The sequence below is a fragment of the Streptomyces sp. HSW2009 genome (assembly GCF_040240285.1).
In the GTDB taxonomy this organism is placed as follows: domain Bacteria; phylum Actinomycetota; class Actinomycetes; order Streptomycetales; family Streptomycetaceae; genus Streptomyces.
Genome location: NZ_JBEHZD010000099.1, coordinates 1 through 18,525 on the forward strand (window position 1 = coordinate 1; position 18,525 = coordinate 18,525).

Genomic DNA, 18,525 nt, shown 5'->3' on the forward strand with positions numbered 1-18,525 from the left:
CTGTCTGCCCCGCGACCACCACACCGCCTACCTGTTGGCGCACCGGCTGGTGATGGCCCTCTCGCCGACGGCCGCGCTGCGCGCGGTGACCGCCGAGCCGCCCGCCCCCGGCACGCAGGGCCCCGCCGCCGCGCGCCGCCCGGACGGCCAGCCGCGGACCGAACCGGCCCACCCCACCGACCCGACCCACCCAAGTCACGCCAACCCCCCGGGCCAGGCAAGTCACCCCGGCCACCCTGGCCGTGCGAGCCACCCTGCCCGGCCGAGTCACCCTGGCCACACGAGCCAGCCGGACCCAGACGATCCGGGCAGCCTGCTCACCCGCCAGCTCACCCGGGCGCTGCGTACCCGGACGCGTACGGTAGTGCTGGTCGACGACGCCCAGTTCGCCGATCCGGAGACGGTAGACCTGGTCCGGGTGCTCGCGCCGCTGTTGGCGCTCTCGGCGGTACGGCTGGTCCTCGGCGTCTCCCCCGTCCGCCCGCCCGGGTCGGCCCCGCGTCCGTGGCAGGAACCGACCTGGCCGTTCCCCGACGACCTGGCCGGGGACCCGGTCTGGCTGCCGCCGCTGACCCGGCAGGAGGTGGCGCGCCTGGTCACGCACCGGTTGCGCGCGGTGCCCGATCGGGATCTGGTGGCCGAGTTGTACCGGCTCAGCGCCGGCAACCCGGGGGCGCTCGCCGCGGTGCTCGGCCCCGCCGGCGAGCCCACCATCGGCACCCTCATCGGCCACGCCCAACTGCGCCCGGGGGCCGCCCCACCGGTGCTGCCCGACGACGACCGCTTCGTCCGCGCCCTCGCCGGACTCGGCGAACCGACCTGGCGGGTGGCCAAGGCGCTGAGCGTCCTCGAACCGCTGGGCAGCCGCACCCCGGCGATCCTCGCCACCACCACCGGTCTGCCCGCCGCGGCCGTCGCCGGTGCGCTGGCCGAGTTGACGGCCGCCGGGCTCGTCGACGAGGCCGCGGAGCCGACGCCCGGGCCCGCGACGCAGGCCGGCACGCCCGCCCGGCGCTGGTCGTTCCGCGTTCCGCTGGTGGCCGCGGCGCTACGGGCCAGGCTCGGCCCGTACGAGCGGCGCGCGGTGTCGGCGGCTGCGGTGCAGGCCCTGTGGGAGGAGGGCGACCGGGCGGCGCCTGACGAGGGGGGTGGGCAGCGGCGCGGCGCCGAGCGACGGGCCTATCTGGCGAATCGTATCGTCGACGCCGGAGCCCTGGTCGAACGCTCCCGCGCGCTCTCCGAACTCCTCTTCATATCAGCCCAGTTGGCGCCGTCCCGGCCGCGCGATGCGGCGCGCTGGCTACGGGCCGCCGCCGACCTCACCGACGATCCGCTGCTGCGCGCCTCGTCCCTGGCCCGGCACGCGGCCACCGCCTACCGGGCCGGAGACGCCCGGGAGGCCGCCGACGCGGCCAGGGCGGTGCTGCGCACGCACGGCGCCGACCTCAGCCCCGCCGCCCGCCAGGAACTCACCGTCGTACGGCTGATGGCGCTGGCCGCGGCCGGCGACATGGCGGCGCTCGGCGTTCAGCACGGGCCCGCAGCGCGCGCCACCGAGGGCCCGTCCGCCATCGCCGGGCCGCTGACCCTGTGTCTGCTCGGCCACTGGGCGCAGGCGCTGGACCTGATTGCGGCCACCGGGCTCGACACCCGCCCCGACCCGGTCACCCGGCACTTCGGGGTCCTGCTGCGGGACGCGGCACGGCTGATGGTCGGCATGCCGGCCGGTCTGTACGCGGCCGTCGACGCTCCCGCCGACCCCTCGCTCCCGCCGCACCTCGCCTTCGAGTTGACCCTGCTCCAGTGCGATGGGCTGCTGGCCCTCGGCAGTGTGCGGCAGGCCGTCGCGCTGCTTGAGCGGCGCGGCCACGACACCGCGCGGCTGCCGGCGGAGACCCGGTTCCTGTGGCAGTTCCTGACCGGCTCCTGGGACGAGGCGCTGGCCACCGCGCGGACGGTGATGGTCAGCCGGCGGGCGACGGCCAGGCCGCCGGTGAGCGTACTGGTGCACGCCCACACCTCCACGATGCTGCTCGCGCACGGCCGGCCGTCGCGCGCGCGGACCGTGCTCGACCAGGCACGTGCCCAGCCGATCGCGGCGGCCTACCTGCTCGATGCGCAGGAGGCGGCCATCGCGCTGTTTCTCGGCGAACCGGCGCTCGCCGAGGAGGCCGTACGCCGCGGGCTCGGCGAGGCCCGCGAGCGCGGCCACGTCTTCGGCACCGAGTTACTGTGGACGGCGCTGGCCGCACTCCAGGGTGACGGCGACCGGCCGGAGCGCGTCCTGCTGTGCCTGCGCGAGGTGGACCGGGTCGCCCGGGCCATGGCCAGCGACCGCAGCCGACTGCGCTATCTGCGCGCCTGCCTCGGCGCGCTCACCCGACACCCCGAACTCGCCGCCGACCTGCCCGACGGGCCCGCGCTCGCCGATGAGGCACTCACCCTGGCCCGCACCGACGACCAACCCTTCGAGCTGGCCCGCACCCTGTTGGCCGTGGCCAGCAGCGGCGGCCGGGTCGGGCCGGAGGCCGAGTCGCTGCTGCGGGAGGCGTACGAGGTGTTCGGGCAGCTCGGCGCGCTGGTGTGGCGGTACCGTACGCGCACCGCGCTGCGCGACGCCGGGCTGCCGGTGCCGGGCCGGCGCACCGTGACCGAGGAGAACGAGCGGCTGCTGGCCACCCTGGTCACCGAGGGCCTGGCCAACCGCCAGATCGCCCGCGCGCTCGCGGTCAGCGAAGGCAGCGTCGCCAGCCGCCTCAACCGCCTCTTCCACCGCACGGGGCTACGCTCCCGGGTGGAGCTCGCTACGTTGATGTTGACCACGAACGAGCGGTGAGGGGCCGGGAGTTGGTCCGGCGGTGGGCCGGGGAGGCCGGGAGGCGCGGTGCGCCGACCCGGCGGAGGGGACCGGGAGCGGTGCGCCGGCCCAGCGACCGCGGCGCGTCTGCCCAGCGGGAGGCAAGGCCCTACGGCGCCAACCCAGCGGCGGCACGTCAGCCCAGCGAGGGGCAGGGCCCTACGGCGCGCCAACCCGCCCGCGGCGGCAAGCTGCGCCCCGCCTCACCGCAGCCGCGGCAAGGCGCGCAGCCACTCCACCAGCAACCGGTTGACCTCCGCGGGGCGCTCCTGCTGCACCCAGTGGCCGCAGCCATCGATGAGGTGCTGGGAGACCAACCCGGGCAGGGTGTGGTCGAACGCCGCGATCGCATCGGCCATCCAGTGCGTGGTGGCGTCCAGCGCGCCGCCGACGAACAGCGAGGGTTGGCCGATCGGGGCCCCCTCCCAGGTCGCGAGGTCGGCCCAGTCGAGGTCGACGGCCCGGTAGCGCCCGAGCGCCCCGGCCATCCCGGTGCGCTCGAACTCGCCTGCGTAGACGTCGAGTTCTGCCTCGCCCAGCCAGTGCGGGGTGCGCTGCGGTGGGAAGCGGTCGCGCAACCGGCCGCCGGGTGTGCGGAAGTACGGGCTCGGTTCGTCGGGCCCCGGCATGGTGTCGCCCGACAGGCTCGCGTACCAGCCGGCCAGCCAGCCGCGCACGTCGGGCTCGATCTCGGCCTCGGCGCGGCCCGGCTCCTGGAAGTAGCTGACGTAGAACTCCTCGTCCCCGCCGAGCGCGGCGAAGGCGTCGGTGGGCCGCGGGCCGCCGGGTGGCGCGTAGGGCACGCTCACCATGGCGACGGCCGAGAACACGTCGGGCCGCAGCAGCGCCGCGTGCGCCGCGATGTTCGCGCCCCAGTCATGGCCGACGATCACCGCACGCTCGGCGCCGAGCCCGCGCACCACGGCGACCTCGTCGGCCACCAGGTCGAGCATCCGGTACGCGGCGGCCCCGGCCGGCTTCGCGGAGCGACCGTAGCCGCGCACGTCCACGGCGGCGGCCCGGAACCCGGCGGCGGCCAGCGCGGGGAGCTGATGGCGCCAGGAGTACCAACCCTCGGGAAACCCGTGCACCAGCACCACCAGCGGCCCGCTGCCGCACTCCACGACGTGCGTACGGCCGGCGGGCGACGCCACCATCCGGTGGGTGAACGACCGCGTCGGGTCCGGGTGTGCCATGGCTTCCTCCAGGGTGGGTGTGTCGCGTGGGGGTTGGCCTGCGTGGGGCTGAGTGGGTGACTCGATCATCGAATGGCCCGGCACCCCGCCGCCAGCAGCTTTGCCGATCCGGCAAATCCCCCGCGCCACTACCCACACCCACACCCCGCGCCACCGCCCACACCCACTCCACACCCACACGCCACCACCCACACCCACACCCACCCCGCATTGCCACCCACACCCACCCCGCGTGACGGGTCTCGCACGCCGCGCCACTGGACGGCCGGCGCGGACGGGGTACAGTGACCGGGTCCTGTTGTCTCCGATAGAGGTGGACGTTGCGCATCTGAGGTTCGCGACATCGCGCGGTACGGCCGAGCCGTACTCCCGTCACGTTCAGGCCGGCCCTTTCGCCGCCCGTGACCCGCGCCTGCGACCTCGGTGCCCGGACCGTCCCGACCTCTCGGACGGCCGCGCTCCCCCTTCGGCTTAAGGCCCGTCGCCGCGTGGTGCTCGCATACGAAGCCCCCATCCCTGCGCTTGCGACTGCGAGATTCACCATGGCCCACGCTTCCCCTTCGCCCGCCGCCGTGACCTGCTCGGCGCTCTCCTTCCGCTGGCCGGACGGAACCACCGTCTTCGACGACCTGTCGTTCACCGTCGGCCGTGGGCGCACCGGCCTCGTCGGCAACAACGGCACCGGCAAGTCCACCCTGCTGCGGCTGCTGGCCGGCGCGCTGCGCCCGGCAGCCGGCTCGGTCGCCCTCCGCGGCAGCCTCGCCTACCTGCCGCAGAACATCACCCTCAACACCGACCTCCGCGTGGACCAGGCACTCGGCATCGCCGAGCGGCGGGCCGCGCTGCGCGCCATCGAGTCGGGCGACGCGAGCGAGGTCCACTTCGAGACGATCGGCGACGACTGGGACGTGGAGGAACGGGCCGTGGCGACGCTCGCCACGCTCGGGCTCGACGGCATCGAGCTCGACCGTACGGTGGGCCAGTTGTCGGGCGGCGAGACCGTGCTGCTGCGGCTGGCCGCGCTGCTCCTGGAGCGCCCCGACATCCTGCTGCTCGACGAGCCGACCAACAACCTCGACCTGTTCGCCCGCCGCCGGCTCTATGAAGCGGTCGACTCCTGGCGTTCCGGCGTACTGATCATCGTCAGCCACGACCGCGACCTGCTGGAGCGGGTGGACCGGATCGCCGAGCTGCGGTCCGGCTCGGTGACCTGGTACGGCGGCGCCTGGTCCGACTATCAGCAGGCGCTGGCCACCCAACAGGAGTCGGCCGAGCGGATGTTGCGCGCAGCGGAGGCCGATGTGCGCAAGCAGAAGCGGGAGTTGGAGGAGGCGCAGATCAAGGTGGCCCGCCGGGAGCGGCACAGCAAGAAGATGGACGCGCAGCGGCGGGCGCCCAGGATCGTGGCCGGTGAGCGCAAGCGGTCCGCGCAGGAGTCCGCCGACAAGCTGCGCGGCGTCCAGGAGGCACGACTCGAAGAGGCCCGCGAGCGGCGCGAGGAGGCCGCCGACGCACTGCGCAACGATGCCGAGATCCGGGTCAGCCTGCCGCACACGGCGGTGCCGACCGGCCGTACCGTCCTCACCCTGCACGCGCTGCGGCCCGCGTACGGCCGGCTGCGCGCGGGCGAGTTGTACGTGCACGGGCCGGAGCGGATCGCCCTGGTGGGGCGGAACGGCGCGGGCAAGACGACGCTGCTGCGCACCCTCGCCGGCGAGCTCGCACCGGCCGAGGGTGAGGCGACGGCGTCCGTACCGCTGCGCTTCCTGCCGCAGCGGCTCGACGTGCTGGACGAGGAGCTCAGCATCGCCGAGAACGTGGCCAGGATGGCGCCCGGCGTCACCGACAACCACATCCGTTCGCAGCTCGCCCGCTTCCTGTTCCGGGGGGCGCGGGCGGCACAGCCGGCCGGCACCCTGTCGGGCGGGGAGCGGTTCCGGGCCGCGCTCGCCGCCACCATGTTGGCCGCGCCCGCGCCCCAGTTGCTGATGCTGGACGAACCGACCAACAATCTCGATCTGGCCAGCGTCCGCCATCTGACCAGCGCGCTCGACTCCTTCCAGGGCGCACTCCTGGTCGCCAGCCACGACCTCGCCTTCCTGGCCGCGATCGGCATCACGCGCTGGCTCTTCGTCTCCGACACGTTGCAGGAGACCTCCGCCGACGAGGTGCGCAACCTGCTGGAGTCCGCACAGGAACCGGCGGCGGCCGAGGCGGCACCCAGGCCAGGCGCCGATCGGGAGGCGTCGGCGTCGTAGGGGCCGGGGCGTCGGCGTCGTAAGGGGCCGGGGGCGTCGGCGTCGTAAGGGGCCGGGAGGCGCTGGCGTCGTGAGGGAGCGGTACGCGCCGGGTGGTGCTGACGGCGCCGGGCGCCCGGCCCTGGTTGACTGGTGCCGCACGTGCCGTCGCGGGGGGGGCGCCCCCCGCCCCCCCCCCCCCCCCGGGCCGGGGGCGCCCGCCCCCCCCCCCCCCCCCCGCCCCCCCCGGGGGCCCGCCCGGGGCCCGCCCCCCCGGGGGGGGGGCCCGCCGGACCGCCAGCCAGGCCGTCTGCCCGCCTGCCGGGCTCCATCGGCCGGTGGGCGCGGCGGGCCGCGGACCCTTAGGACGAGGAGACCAGCCCATGCCCGATGTACCGCACGCCGCCGACCTCACCGTGCCCGACAGTGCGCTGGCCAAGGAGGCCACCACACTGGTGCGGGACGCCACCGACGACCTGATCTTCCACCACTCGCGCCGCGTCTACCTCTTCGGCAGCCTGCTGGGGCGCGCCCGCGGCCTGGAGTGCGACCAGGAGTTGCTGTACATCGGCGCCATGTTCCACGACCTGGGCCTGAACGAGGAGTTCCGCACCAGCGGGCGGCGGTTCGAGGTGGACGGGGCGGAGGAGGCCGCCGCGTTCCTGCGCGCGCACCAGGTGCCCGAGGACGCGGTGCGCCGGGTGTGGACGGCGATCGCCCTGCACACCACGCCCGGTGTGCCGGAGTTCATGGAGCCGGAGGTGGCGCTGGTCACCGCGGGGGTGGAGTACGACGTGCTCGGCATCGACTACGACCGGATCAGCCCCGATGACCGGGCCGCGATCGTCGCCCTGCACCCGCGGCCCGACTTCAAGCGGCGCATCCTGGCGGCGTTCACCGAGGGCATCGCGCCCAAGCCGGAGACCACGTTCGGCAATGTGAAGGCCGATGTGCTGGCCCACTTCGTACCCGGCTTCCAGCGCGGCGACTTCGTGACCGTCATCCGCGAATCGGCCTGGCCCGAGTGACGCCGGGCGGGCGGGTGGGCTGAGCAGGCCCTGGCCCGTACGCGCCCGCGGGGGGGGGGGGGGCCCCCCCCCCCCGGGGATCGTGGTCAGGGAGACCGGGCCCACGGTCGACTCTCCCGGCTCGTTCCGGGGAGCCACCACGCATCCGGGCGTCCCACCCCACACCCCCGTTAGGCAGTCTCATGTCACTCAAGGAAATCGTCCCCGGCCGTCTCGGCTTCGGCACCGCCCCGCTCGGCAACATGTTCCGCGCGATCCCCGACGAGGACGCCCGCGCCACCGTCGAGGCCGCCTGGGAGCAGGGCATCCGGTATTACGACACCGCCCCCTTCTATGGCGCGGGTCTCTCCGAGGAGCGGCTCGGGCAGGTGCTCTCGGGCAAGCCCCGCGACGCGTACGTGCTGTCCAGCAAGGTCGGCCGCATCGTCCTCGACGAGTTGGAGACCGACGTCCCCGACTTCGGCGAGAAGGGCGGCCTGTTCGAGCACGGCAACCCGAACAAGGTCCTCCACGACTGGTCCGCCGACGCCACCGAGCGCTCCATCGAGGGCAGCCTCAAGCGCCTCGGCACCGACCGGCTGGACATCGTCTGGGTCCACGACATCGCCCAGGACTTCCACGGCGACGCGTGGTTGCAGAAGTTCGAGGAGGCCCGCACCGGCGCGTTCCGGGTGCTCTCCAGGCTGCGCGACGAGGGCGTCATCAAGGCATGGGGCCTCGGTGTCAACAAGACCGAGCCGATCGAGCTGACGCTGGGTCTCGACGAGCCGCAGCCCGACGGCTTCCTGCTCGCCGGCCGCTACACCCTCCTCGACCACGAGCACGCCCTCCAGCGTCTGCTGCCCATGGCACAGGAGCACGGCGTGGGCATGATCGTCGGCGGCCCCTACAGCTCCGGTGTCCTCGCCGGCGGCGCCCACTTCGAGTACCAGCAGGCCCCGCCGGAGATCGTGGAGCGGGTCAGCAAGATCAAGGCCCTGGCCGAGAAGCACGGCGTGTCCATCAAGGCCGCCGCCCTCCAGTTCTCCCTGGCCCACCCGGTGTCCGTCGCCGCGGTGCCCGGCGCCACCCGCCCCAGCCGCATAGCCGAGGACGTGGCCGCGCTCAACGAGGCCGTCCCGGCCGAGTTCTGGCACGACCTGCGCGCCGCTCACCTGATCAGCCCCGCCGCCCCGCTGCCGGCCGGTGCCTGACCCCATCCCGTAGGGCGGCCCTGCGCGTCCGCCGGGTACGGGCCGCCGTCCGGCCCCGCGTCCTCGCCCGGGTATGTGCCCTCGCCCGGGTGTGGGGCGCCACCCGGGGAGCGGCCCCACTCGGCCAGATCCGGATAGCGCCCCACCCGACCGGCGCCCCACCCGCGCAGGTCCGCCCAGCCCGCGCCGCAGGTCCGCCACCCTCCGCGCGGCCCGCCCCGCCTGCCGGCGCGGGCTGTCCCGACCCCACCCAACCCGGTACGTGCCACCGCGCACTGCCCCGTACCACCCCGCACAGCAAGGAGAAGCGATCATGGCTTCCACGTCCGTCTCCCGTACCGTCCCCGCCACGCCCGACAAGGTGTGGAGCCTGATCGGCGGCTTCGACGCCCTGCCCGACTGGCTGCCCTACATCCCCGAGAGCACCGCGCTCGAAGGCGGCCGGGTGCGCCGGCTGAAGAACCCCGAGGGCGAAGTGATCATCGAGCGCCTGGTGTCCTTCAACGAGGCCGAGCGCCACTACAGCTACGCCATCCTCCAGGCGCCCTTCCCCGTCACCGGTTACGTCTCCACCCTGCGGGTGCACGCGGTCCCCGGCCGGGACGACGTCGCCGAGGTCCAGTGGTCCGGCCGGTTCCACCCCGACAACGCCACCGAGCAGGAGGTGATCGACCTCTTCACGGGCATCTACGCCGAAGGACTCGACGCCCTGCACACCACGCTCTCCTCCTGACGCCGGCCGCGCTGCGGCAGCCCGGACGCGCCCCCCACGGGCCCGGGCTGCCGGGGGAGAGGGGCACGCGTTGCGGAGGGTGGTGGGGCGTCGGATCGTGAACGTATGACGATCAGTGACAGGCCGTCGTACGTCGCGGCGCTGCCGTGAGCCGCGCCTCGTTGGAGACGCTGCGGCGCAGCGTCTCGCCCCTGGAACTCTTCTTCGACCTGGTCTTCGTCTTCGCGTTCGGCCAACTCGCGGAGCACCTGCACGCCGAGCTGACCTGGCGTGGCGCGGGCGAGACCGCGGTGATGCTCGTCGCCGTCCTCAGCCTGTGGGCGCTGACCAGCTTCGACGCGACGTTCCTGGACGTGCTGCGGCCCATGACCCGGTGGCTGGTCCTGGTCGTGATGGGCCTGGGGCTGTTCATGAACGCCCAGATCCCGCACGCCTTCGCGGACCGGCCGTGGGCCTTCGCGCTTCCGCTGGTCGTCATCCTGCTCCTGGTCGACGTCACCGCCGCGGTGGCCGCCCCGACACCCGTACTGCGCCACCACTACCGCAGGGTGACGGCGTGGGCGGCGGGCTCCGTGCCGCTCTGGCTGATCGGCGCGGCCGTGCACGAAGGGCCACGGTTGGCCTGGTGGGCGGTGGCCGCGGCCGTCGACATGATCGGGGTCTGGTTGGCCCACCCGCTGCCCCGTGACCGGCTCTCCTCCCGGGGCCTGGAGTTCGACGCCGAGCACATGGTGGAACGCATCCGCCTGTTCATCATCATCCAACTCGGCGAGACCGTCCTGACCATCGGCGGCGCCATCTCCCACGCGCCCGTCGAGGTGGGCACGGTGACGGCCGGGATGGGCGTGTTCGTGGCGCTGGTGTGCCTGTGTTCCAGCTACTTCCACGGTGGTGAGGACATCCTGGCCCGGCACGTCGCCACCGCCGTGGACAAGTTGCGGCCGGTGCGACACGCCGTCAGCGGCCAGTACACCACCCTCGCCGGCCTGGTCGCCCTCGCCGTCGGCGCCGAACTCACCATCAGTCACCCCACCGGCGACGGCAGCACCACCCTCGGACTGCTGCTCTTCGGTGGGCCGACCCTGTACGTCATCACCCAGGCGTGGTGGTACTACGCCTCCACCCGGCAAGCCTGGCGCGCCCGCCTCCTCGCCTGCCTCGCCTTCACCGTCGCCGGCTTCGCCGCCACCCGGCTGCCCCCGCTGGCGTCCCTCCTGATCCTGGACGCCCTGCTCATCACCCTCGTCCTCGTTCTCCGCCGGGTGCACCACCGGGTGCTCACCACGATGCCCGGCGGCACGCCCGTATGACCGACACACCCGTCCGACCCGTACCGCCTACTGGGTTAAGCCCCCTCTGACCTGCGATTCTGCACGCACCGACACCCCCGTACGAGACTCCGTGCGACACCCCCGTACGACCAGGGCCCCCGCCTGGATCGACGCCTCACCCCACAACCGGGCGCCCCACACCGGCCACCCACACGCCACCAGCCGCCCCACACAACTAGCCCCCACCGCGAGCCGGTCACACGGGCAAAGGTCACACGGGCAAAGGTCGCGCGCCCGCCCCCTGGTGCTCCGGATGTTCCGGAGCTTCGAACTCCGTTCCGTCGAAGGGTGGGTACTGCTCCTGGCCCGAGCGTTCCGCCGCGTCGATGTACGTGGCCAGGGCGTCGCGGGAGCGGGCCAAGGTGGTCAGTTGGCCGTCGATGCGGTCCAGGCGGGAGCGCATCGCGGCCAGGAGTTCGGGGCAGCCGGCGATTTCCGGGGCCTCGCCGGTCACACAGGGCAGCAGGTAGGCGATGTCCTCCGAGGAGAGGCCGGCCGCCAGCAGGTGGCGGATCTGTTTGACGCGGAGTACGGCGCCCTCGTCGTAGGTGCGGTAGCCGTTCGTGCCGCGCTCGGCCTCCAGCAGGCCCTGGGCCTCGTAATAGCGCAGTTGGTGGGCGTTGACGCCCGTCCTGCGGCTCAGTTCCCCGATGCGCACCGGCTCCCCCTCGACCCTCGTACCGATCCGGGCTTGACCTTCAGACCGGTCTCAACGTTGACGATTCCTGCCATGAGCAACAGCAACCCGACCGATACTGTTTCCTCCTCTGCTCCCTCCGCCGCTCCCTCTTCCGCTTCTCCCTCCGCCGCTCCCTCTTCCGCTGCCGACCCAGCCCCTTCCGCCGCGGCCTCCGTCTCCGTCGTCGGGCTCGGGCTGATGGGGCGGGCGCTGGCCGATGCGTTCCTGGCGGCCGGACACCGTACGACCGTGTGGAACCGGACGGCTGCGAAGGCCGAACCGCTGGTCGCCGCCGGCGCCGAACTCGCGCCCAGCGTGGACGCCGCGCTCCGGGCGAGTGCCGTGACGATCCTCTGCCTCACCGACTACCAGGCCGTACGGGACCTGCTCGCGGCGCATGAGGGCGCGCTCGACGGAACCACGATCATCAACCTGACCTCGGGCGATTCGGCCCAGGCCCGCGAGGCCGCGCAGTGGGCCGGCGAGCGCGGCGTCCGCTACCTGGACGGCGCGATCATGGCCGTCCCGCCGGTGATCGGCACCGCCGACGCGATCATTCTGCTCAGCGGGGAGCAGGCCGAGTTCAGCGCGTACGAGCCGACCCTGAAGGCGCTCGGCACCCTCAACCACCTCGGCGCCGACCACGGGCTCGCCGCGCTGTACGACGTGGCCGGGCTGACCATGATGTGGAGCATCCTCAACGCCTGGCTCCAGGGCACGGCCCTGCTGCGGACGGCAGGCGTGGACGCGGCGACGTACGCGCCGTTCGCGGTGGAGATGGCCACCGGGGTGGCCGGTTGGCTGCCCGGCTACGCCGAACAGGTCGACCGCGGCGCCTTCCCGGCCGAGGTGTCTGCCCTGGAGACCGACGCCCGGGCGATGGCGCACCTCATCGAGGAGAGCGAACGGCTCGGCGTCAATGCCGAACTGCCCAAGCTGTTCAAGACGTTGGCTGACCGGGCGATCGCCGCGGGCCACGGCGGGGAGCAGTACCCGGTCCTCATCGAGGAGTTCAGCAAGCCCGGACCGAGTGGGGGCGTGGCCGGTAGCGGTAGCTGAGTGAGCTGTGGTGTTGGTGTGACGGGGGCTGGTACGGGGTGGTGCCGTGCGGGTGTCGGTTGTGGACGGGCCCTGAGGTGGCGGGAGGGCCCGCCCGGCCATCGGGGCCAGCCACCGGCATCAGCCGTCGGGACCAGCCACCGGCACCAGCCACCGGGACCGGCGACCGGGGTGCCCCGGGCCGGACCCGGCCGTAGGGCGGGCGGGCCATCGGTGAGCCGCGGGGGAGCGGACCGAATGTGGGGCGCGCCCCGCCCGAGCACGGGGCGCGCACCTACCAGGCACGGGGCGCGCCGCTACCTCGGGGCGCGCCCGGCGCCGCGGCTCCCGGCCGGCTCCCGGCGCCCCTCACCCGGCCAGCCCCCGGCGCCCGGCCACCCCCACACAAAAAGAGAAACCCCTCACCGCGGCGCCAGCGCCTCCCACCGCACCGTCAGTTCGCCCTGACGCCAGCGCGCCGGGCCGTCCGTCAGGGGCCAGTCGGTGGCCAGCAGACGGGCCGAGCGAATCCAGCGCTGGCGCGCGCCGAGTGCGCCGTACGGGGCCGACGCCGCCCACGCGCGGTCGAAGTCGCTCAGGAAGGCGTGCACCGCCTCGCCCGGTACGTTGCGGTGGATCAGCGCCTTCGGTAGGCGTTCGGCCAGGTCAGAGGGGCGATCCAGGGAGCCGAGCCGGGTGGCGAAGGTGACCGTGCGCGGCCCTGCGGGCCCCAGCGCCACCCACACGTGGCGCCGCCCGATCTCGTCGCAGGTGCCCTCCACCAGCAACCCGCCGGGCGCGAGCCGGGCGCACAGCCGCTCCCAGACGGCCGCGACCTCGGCCTCCTCGTACTGCCGCAACACGTTCGCCGCCCTGATCAGGACCGGTGCCCGCGCACCGGGGCCGGGCAGCGGCACCTCGAAGCCGCCGTGCGCGAAGTGCAGCCCGGGCCGCTCGTACGCCCGGCCCCTGGCGACCCGTTCCGGGTCGATCTCGACGCCGACCACCTCGGCGTCGGCGCGTACCGTACGCAGCCGGCCGAGTAGTTCGACGGCGGTCCACGGCGCCGCCCCGTACCCGAGGTCCACCGCCACCGGATCGTCCGAGCGGCGCAGCTCGCGACCGAGCGCGGCCACGATCCAGCGGTCCATGCGGCGCAGCCGGTTGGGGTTGGTGGTGCCGCGGGTGACCGTCCCCAGCGGGCGGGACGGGGTGCGCGACGACATGGGACGAGCCTAACGCCCCCGCCGGGCCCTGCTCCGGGGCCGCCTCGGTCCCACCCCGGCGGCCACCTCGGTCCCACCCTGACTGCGCCTCGGGCTCACCCCGGCCGCGCCCGGCGCCCCGCTGCGACACCCGGGCACACCCGAAGCCACCTCGGTTCTGCTCGGCCCCTCACATCCGCGATGCCCGGCCACCCCCTGGTCACCCGACCCCACCCGGGTCAGCCAGCACCCACCCAGACCACCCAGGCTCCTGGGCCCACCAGGGTTCCCCGACCCCACCCAGGCCCCGGGCCCCCAGCCACGGCCAGCCGCATCCAGGCCACCCCGCGACACCCCGCGGCACCCAGCCGCACCCAGAAACCCCGGCCACACCCCACCACCCCGCACTCACCCGAGACACCCACCCCACCCCCTCCCACCAGCACCAACTCCTCCCCACTGGCCGGTCCCGGGCGGCGCGGGGCCGGGGCGCTCGGCGGGGTCCGCCCCCCACCCCCATAACAACTTGGCAAAATGGAAATGGGAACCACACATTCCGCTGTTGCACTCCTGCGGAGGCAACCCACGCCGTCTAAGGAGGCCACGCGCGGTGAGTCAGTACGCACCCCGGCAAGGCTCCCGGTCGTCCCTTCCGGGCCCGCGCGGCGGCCTGCTCGCCCGGGCGGCGCGCCGCCCACGGGCGTTCGGGCGCGCCCTGCCGCGCCGAGTCGCGATGCTCAGCGTCCACACTTCGCCGCTGCACCAGCCGGGCACCGGAGACGCCGGCGGCATGAACGTCTACATCGTGGAACTGGCCAAGCGGCTCGCAGCGATCGACATCGAGGTCGAGATCTTCACCCGGGCCACCACCGGCGCGCTCCCGCCCGCCGTGGAACTGGCCCCCGGCGTCCTCGTCCGACACGTGGACGCCGGGCCGTACGAGGGCCTGGCCAAGGAGGACCTGCCCGCCCAGCTCTGCGCCTTCACGCACGGCGTGATGCAGGCGTGGGCCGGCCACCGCCCGGGCCACTACGACCTCGTCCACTCCCACTACTGGCTCTCCGGCCACGTCGGCTGGCTCGCCGCCGAACGCTGGGGCACCCCGCTCGTGCACGCCATGCACACCATGGCCAAGGTCAAAAACGCCGCGCTGGCCGTGGGCGACACGCCCGAGCCGGCCGCCCGGGTGATCGGCGAGACGCAGATCGTACGGGCCGCCGACCGGCTCATAGCCAACACCGACGAGGAGGCCGGCGAACTCATCCGGCACTACGAGTCGGACCCCGCCAAGGTCGCCGTCGTCCACCCGGGCGTCAACCTGGACCGCTTCCGCCCGGCCCCGCCGCAGGACCTGTCGTACGCCACGAATGCCCAGGTCACGCCGTACGGGACGGCACACGGCGCAACGCGCGACACGGGGCACGGCGCACCGCGCGACACGCGGCACGAAGCGCCGCGCGATACGAAGTCGGGCCCCACCACCTCGGGCCCCACCGACACCCCCACGGGCCGTACCACCACGGGCCGTACCCCCACGGGCCGCGACCGCACGGCCCACGACCACCCACTCCACGAGGGCCCGACCCACCCCACCCCACCCCACTTCGACCCGGCGGTCATCGCCGCGAGCCGGGCCGCGGCCAGGGAGCGGCTCGGGCTGCCGCAGCACGCGCTGGTGCCGCTGTTCGCCGGCCGCATCCAGCCGCTGAAGGCGCCCGACATCGTGTTGCGGGCGGTGGCCCACCTGCTCACCGAGCACCCCTCGCTCCGCGACCGCGTCGTGCTGCCGATCGTCGGCGGGCCCAGCGGCAGCGGCCTCGCCAAGCCGGAGGGGCTGCACAAGCTCGCCGCGCAACTGGGCATCGCGGACCTGGTGCGGTTCCGGCCGCCGGTCGGTCAGGAGCAGCTCGCGGACTGGTACCGGGCGGCATCGGTGCTGGTCATGCCCTCGTACAGCGAATCGTTCGGCCTGGTGGCGATCGAGGCGCAGGCGTGCGGCACGCCGGTGGTCGCGGCGGCCGTCGGCGGCCTGCCGGTCGCCGTGCGGGACGGCGTGAGCGGCTTCCTGATCGACGGCCACGACCCGGCGCACTACGCACGGGCGCTGCGCCGCTTCGCGTTCGACCCCACGCTGGCGACCCGGATGGGCGTCGACGCCGCGCGCCACGCGCACTCCTTCGGCTGGGACCGGGCCGCGGCGGCCACCGCCGACGTGTACGGCGCGGCCCTGCACGAGCGGCGCGGTCGCCTACGATCTACGCATGGGTAACCACGGGGAAGCCGGCCCGCCGGGCGACGCGGAAGCGGTCATCGAGCACACGCTGCGGGAGGCGGAGCTGACGTGGGAACGGGCGGCCGACGGCGCGTACGTCGTCAGCCTGCCCGGCACCCGCAAGCTCTCCACCACCTGCTCGCTGCGGGTCGGCAAGCACGCGCTGTCGATCAACGCCTTCGTCATCAGACACCCCGACGAGAACGCCGCCGCCGTGCACCGCTGGCTCCTGGAACGCAACACGCGGCTGTACGGGGTGGGCTACGCCATCGACCCGCTCGGCGACATCTACCTGGTCGGCCGGCTGCCGCTGGCCGCGGTCACCCCCGACGCGCTGGACCGCCTGCTCGGCACGGTCCTGGAGAACGCCGACGGCAGCTTCAACACCCTGCTGGAACTCGGCTTCGCCTCAGCCATCCGCAAGGAGTACGCCTGGCGCACCTCCCGCGGCGAATCCACCCGCAACCTGGCCGCCTTCACCCACCTCACCGGCGAACAACAACCAGGCCACCGCACCTCCGCCGGCCGCACACCGCCGGAACCCCACGCACCCGAACAGGGTTAGCCCGACGCGTGTCCCCCCGCCGCCGCGGGTGCGGGTGCGGGTGGGGCGGTGAAGTGCCTTTCCCTGTTCGGGAGTTGGCGTACGGAAGTGGCGTACGGGAGTGGCGTGCGGCGCGCCGGTGTGCGTCGGGCGCCGGCACCCGCCAGGCGCGGACGCACGGCGGGTGTGCGTACGGCGTCTGCGTACGGATTGCCGACAGGGGTTACCGCACACAGGCCGCTCGTGCGCGGTACACGTACAGGGGCTCGTACGGGTTACGCCGACGGGTTGCTCGTACGAGCCGTGCACACGGACGCGCGGCGGACCAGCCCTGCCGGCGAGCCAGCCATCCCGGGCGAAGCCCGCGGCACGCGCGAACCCCGCGGACTGGAACTCCACGGACCGGAACCCCACGCCCCGGGGAGCGCCCGATTCCCCGCCGCGGGGGACAAGCCCCGTTCACCCGGCATGCAGGGTTCCGCCGGGGCGCGTGCCTACGGTCGCCACCGATGCGCGGCGGCTCGCGGCGCGCGAAGGGGGGCCGGCATGCTGTCCACGGTGTTCCGCAGCGATGACCTTCCGGTCGAGCAACGCTTCGACACCTGGCGGGAGTTGAGCAGCAAGGCGGTGCTCAGGACGTTGATCGACAGCGACCGCGCCACGGACTTCCGGGCCACGCTGCGCACCGCCGGCCTCGGCCCCGTACAGGTGTCGGCCATGACGTACCAGAGCATGCGCTCACGGCGTACGCCCCGCCTCGTGAGGGCCGCGGACCCGGAGCTCTACCAACTCGCCCTGACCCGCGGCGGCCGGCAGTCGATGACCTGGCGCGACCATCAACTGATCCTTGGTGACGGTGAGTTGTTCTTCTACGACACCTCCGTGCCGTTCACCGCCGAGATCCGCGCCGGTCAGGCGGCGGCGTCGTCGGTGATGGTGCAGGTGCCCCGGGAACTGCTGCCCATGGGCCGGGACCAGGTGGCCGACCTGCTCGGCACCCGGGTGCCGGCGAGTGACCCGATCGGCCTGCTGCTGCGGCAGTTCATCGACGCCATCGCCCACCCCGCACCGGCCGGCGCCGCCCCGTACACCGCAGCCGACGCCGGGCGGCTCGGCCTCGTCCTGGCCGACCTGCTGACGGCGCTGCTCGGCCGGCAGCGCGAACTGGCCGGCGCACCGCTGGGCCGGATCAACAAGGACACCCAACTCGCGTGCGTACAGGCGTACATCGAGCGCCGCCTCGGTGACCTCGACCTGACGCCGGTGGCCGTCGCCGAGGCCCACCACATCTCGCTCCGCTCGCTGCACCGGCTCTTCGAGGAGCAGGGCACGGGCGTCGCCGGCTGGATACGCGCCCGCCGCCTGGAGCGCTGCCACCACGATCTGACGGACCCGGCCCTGGCGGGCCGCCCCATCCACACCATCGCCGCCCGCTGGGGCTTCCCCCGCCCGGCCGACTTCAGCCGCGCCTTCCGATCCGCGTACGGGCTCACACCCGGCGCGTACCGAAGGCTGGCAACCACCACCGCCACCGCCACCGACGAGCCGCCGGAGAACCCGCCGCGGAGGGAGCGCTGAGCTCGGCCTCGGACGGGGGGCTGAACGGGGGACCGGGTGCGGCGCTGAGCGTGGCGCCCTGTGCGTACGGCCCGGCACGCGTTGCGCAGCCACCGGGGCGGCCCGGCCGCGACACTCGGTGACGCCGCGGCAGGCACTCTCCTCACTCGACACCCAGGGGGTTGCACGATGAACAGGGCACGGATCGCCACCACGGTGGCGGCGCTCAGCCTGACGGTGGGCTCGCTCGCCGCCGCAGCGCCGTCGACGTCCGCCGCATCGCCCAGTACCGACCGCGCCGAGGTGTCCATCACCTCCGTCCGCGGCACGGTGCACGGCGGGCACTCGATCTGGAAGAAGGTGAACCCCTTCCGGGACAAGATCGGCATCACCTTCGAGAACGACACGGTCCTGGCGACCTGCAAGCGCTGGGCCGCGGACAGCAAGTGGTGGTACTGGGTCCGTTTCGACAGCGACGGCACCACGGGCTACATCTCGTACGACGCGACCAACATCCGCCACTCGCACCTGCCCAAGTGCAGTTGACGCCCACGGCCAACGCTCCGGCCGTGCGGTCGGCCGACCTAGTCGTCGACCGACCGCACGGTTAGCCGAGGCCACATCGGGCCTGGTGGACGGGCCCGCGGGCCCGTCC

General features: G+C 74.0%; 14 protein-coding genes. 11 read left to right on the forward strand and 3 right to left on the reverse strand.

Features of this window, described 5'->3' with window-relative positions; genetic code table 11:
• Positions 1-2,836, forward strand: a 2,836-nt coding sequence (locus tag AAHZ94_RS10760) for a LuxR C-terminal-related transcriptional regulator (protein WP_349992506.1), incomplete at its 5' end; no start/stop codon positions are given.
• 224 nt (positions 2,837-3,060) lie between these two features.
• Here AAHZ94_RS10760 and AAHZ94_RS10765 read toward each other — a convergent pair.
• The gene (locus AAHZ94_RS10765; RefSeq protein WP_349992508.1) at positions 3,061-4,053 is read right to left on the reverse strand and encodes an alpha/beta fold hydrolase; all 993 of its coding nucleotides are present in this window, start codon (positions 4,051-4,053) and stop codon (positions 3,061-3,063) included.
• Positions 4,054-4,595: 542 nt separating this feature from the next.
• On the opposite strand from AAHZ94_RS10765, the gene AAHZ94_RS10770 reads away from it, so the two are divergent.
• The 5 genes from AAHZ94_RS10770 (at position 4,596) to AAHZ94_RS10790 (ending at position 10,554) form a co-directional block, all read left to right on the forward strand.
• Entirely contained in the window at positions 4,596-6,311 is a 1,716-nt protein-coding gene (locus AAHZ94_RS10770) for an ABC-F family ATP-binding cassette domain-containing protein (protein ID WP_349992510.1), read from the forward strand.
• A 362-nt stretch (positions 6,312-6,673) separates the two neighbouring features.
• Positions 6,674-7,318, forward strand: a complete 645-nt coding sequence (locus tag AAHZ94_RS10775; RefSeq protein WP_349992512.1) for an HD domain-containing protein — start codon at positions 6,674-6,676, stop codon at positions 7,316-7,318.
• Positions 7,319-7,500: 182 nt separating this feature from the next.
• Complete coding sequence (locus AAHZ94_RS10780; protein WP_349992514.1) at positions 7,501-8,511, forward strand: aldo/keto reductase; 1,011 nt, start codon at positions 7,501-7,503, stop codon at positions 8,509-8,511.
• A 313-nt stretch (positions 8,512-8,824) separates the two neighbouring features.
• A complete protein-coding gene (locus AAHZ94_RS10785) occupies positions 8,825-9,244 on the forward strand; it encodes an SRPBCC family protein (protein ID WP_349992515.1) in 420 nt (139 codons plus the stop codon).
• 146 nt (positions 9,245-9,390) lie between these two features.
• Entirely contained in the window at positions 9,391-10,554 is a 1,164-nt protein-coding gene (locus tag AAHZ94_RS10790; protein WP_349992516.1) for a low temperature requirement protein A, read from the forward strand.
• Positions 10,555-10,786: 232 nt separating this feature from the next.
• Here the strand turns inward: AAHZ94_RS10790 and AAHZ94_RS10795 are convergent, their stop codons facing one another.
• The gene (locus AAHZ94_RS10795; protein WP_349992518.1) at positions 10,787-11,233 is read right to left on the reverse strand and encodes a MerR family transcriptional regulator; all 447 of its coding nucleotides are present in this window, start codon (positions 11,231-11,233) and stop codon (positions 10,787-10,789) included.
• Between the two features lie 72 nt (positions 11,234-11,305).
• On the opposite strand from AAHZ94_RS10795, the gene AAHZ94_RS10800 reads away from it, so the two are divergent.
• A complete protein-coding gene (locus AAHZ94_RS10800) occupies positions 11,306-12,313 on the forward strand; it encodes an NAD(P)-dependent oxidoreductase (RefSeq protein WP_349992519.1) in 1,008 nt (335 codons plus the stop codon).
• A 401-nt stretch (positions 12,314-12,714) separates the two neighbouring features.
• On the opposite strand, the gene AAHZ94_RS10805 is transcribed toward AAHZ94_RS10800, so the two are convergent.
• Entirely contained in the window at positions 12,715-13,518 is an 804-nt protein-coding gene (locus AAHZ94_RS10805) for a class I SAM-dependent methyltransferase (RefSeq protein WP_349992520.1), read from the reverse strand.
• 589 nt (positions 13,519-14,107) lie between these two features.
• On the opposite strand from AAHZ94_RS10805, the gene AAHZ94_RS10810 reads away from it, so the two are divergent.
• The 4 genes from AAHZ94_RS10810 to AAHZ94_RS10825 all read left to right on the forward strand — a co-directional run bounded on the left by AAHZ94_RS10810 (position 14,108) and on the right by AAHZ94_RS10825 (position 18,416).
• Positions 14,108-15,766 carry a glycosyltransferase gene (locus AAHZ94_RS10810; RefSeq protein ID WP_502964639.1) on the forward strand — a complete coding sequence of 553 codons (1,659 nt, stop codon included), beginning with the start codon at positions 14,108-14,110 and terminating at the stop codon, positions 15,764-15,766.
• On the forward strand, positions 15,759-16,334 hold the full coding sequence (locus tag AAHZ94_RS10815) for a type III secretion system chaperone family protein (protein ID WP_349992521.1): 576 nt from the start codon (positions 15,759-15,761) through the stop codon (positions 16,332-16,334). Before AAHZ94_RS10810 ends, AAHZ94_RS10815 begins: the two co-directional genes overlap by 8 nt.
• Positions 16,335-16,859: 525 nt before the next feature.
• Positions 16,860-17,891: a helix-turn-helix domain-containing protein gene (locus tag AAHZ94_RS10820; RefSeq protein WP_349992522.1), complete on the forward strand. Its 1,032-nt coding sequence runs from the start codon at positions 16,860-16,862 to the stop codon at positions 17,889-17,891.
• Positions 17,892-18,059: 168 nt separating this feature from the next.
• A complete protein-coding gene (locus AAHZ94_RS10825; protein WP_349992524.1) occupies positions 18,060-18,416 on the forward strand; it encodes a hypothetical protein in 357 nt (118 codons plus the stop codon).
• The last annotated feature ends 109 nt before the right edge of the window (positions 18,417-18,525 follow it).

Bases quoted from the DNA above. Each gene is read 5' to 3' on its own strand.
- AAHZ94_RS10805 (WP_349992520.1), bottom strand. From the start codon at position 13,518: ATGTCGTCGCGCACCCCGTCCCGCCCGCTGGGGACGGTCACCCGCGGC.
- AAHZ94_RS10815 (WP_349992521.1), top strand. From the start codon at position 15,759: ATGGGTAACCACGGGGAAGCCGGCCCGCCGGGCGACGCGGAAGCGGTC.
- AAHZ94_RS10780 (WP_349992514.1), top strand. From the start codon at position 7,501: ATGTCACTCAAGGAAATCGTCCCCGGCCGTCTCGGCTTCGGCACCGCC.
- AAHZ94_RS10820 (WP_349992522.1), top strand. From the start codon at position 16,860: ATGCTGTCCACGGTGTTCCGCAGCGATGACCTTCCGGTCGAGCAACGC.
- AAHZ94_RS10785 (WP_349992515.1), top strand. From the start codon at position 8,825: ATGGCTTCCACGTCCGTCTCCCGTACCGTCCCCGCCACGCCCGACAAG.
- AAHZ94_RS10775 (WP_349992512.1), top strand. From the start codon at position 6,674: ATGCCCGATGTACCGCACGCCGCCGACCTCACCGTGCCCGACAGTGCG.
- AAHZ94_RS10770 (WP_349992510.1), top strand. From the start codon at position 4,596: ATGGCCCACGCTTCCCCTTCGCCCGCCGCCGTGACCTGCTCGGCGCTC.
- AAHZ94_RS10800 (WP_349992519.1), top strand. From the start codon at position 11,306: ATGAGCAACAGCAACCCGACCGATACTGTTTCCTCCTCTGCTCCCTCC.
- AAHZ94_RS10765 (WP_349992508.1), bottom strand. From the start codon at position 4,053: ATGGCACACCCGGACCCGACGCGGTCGTTCACCCACCGGATGGTGGCG.
- AAHZ94_RS10825 (WP_349992524.1), top strand. From the start codon at position 18,060: ATGAACAGGGCACGGATCGCCACCACGGTGGCGGCGCTCAGCCTGACG.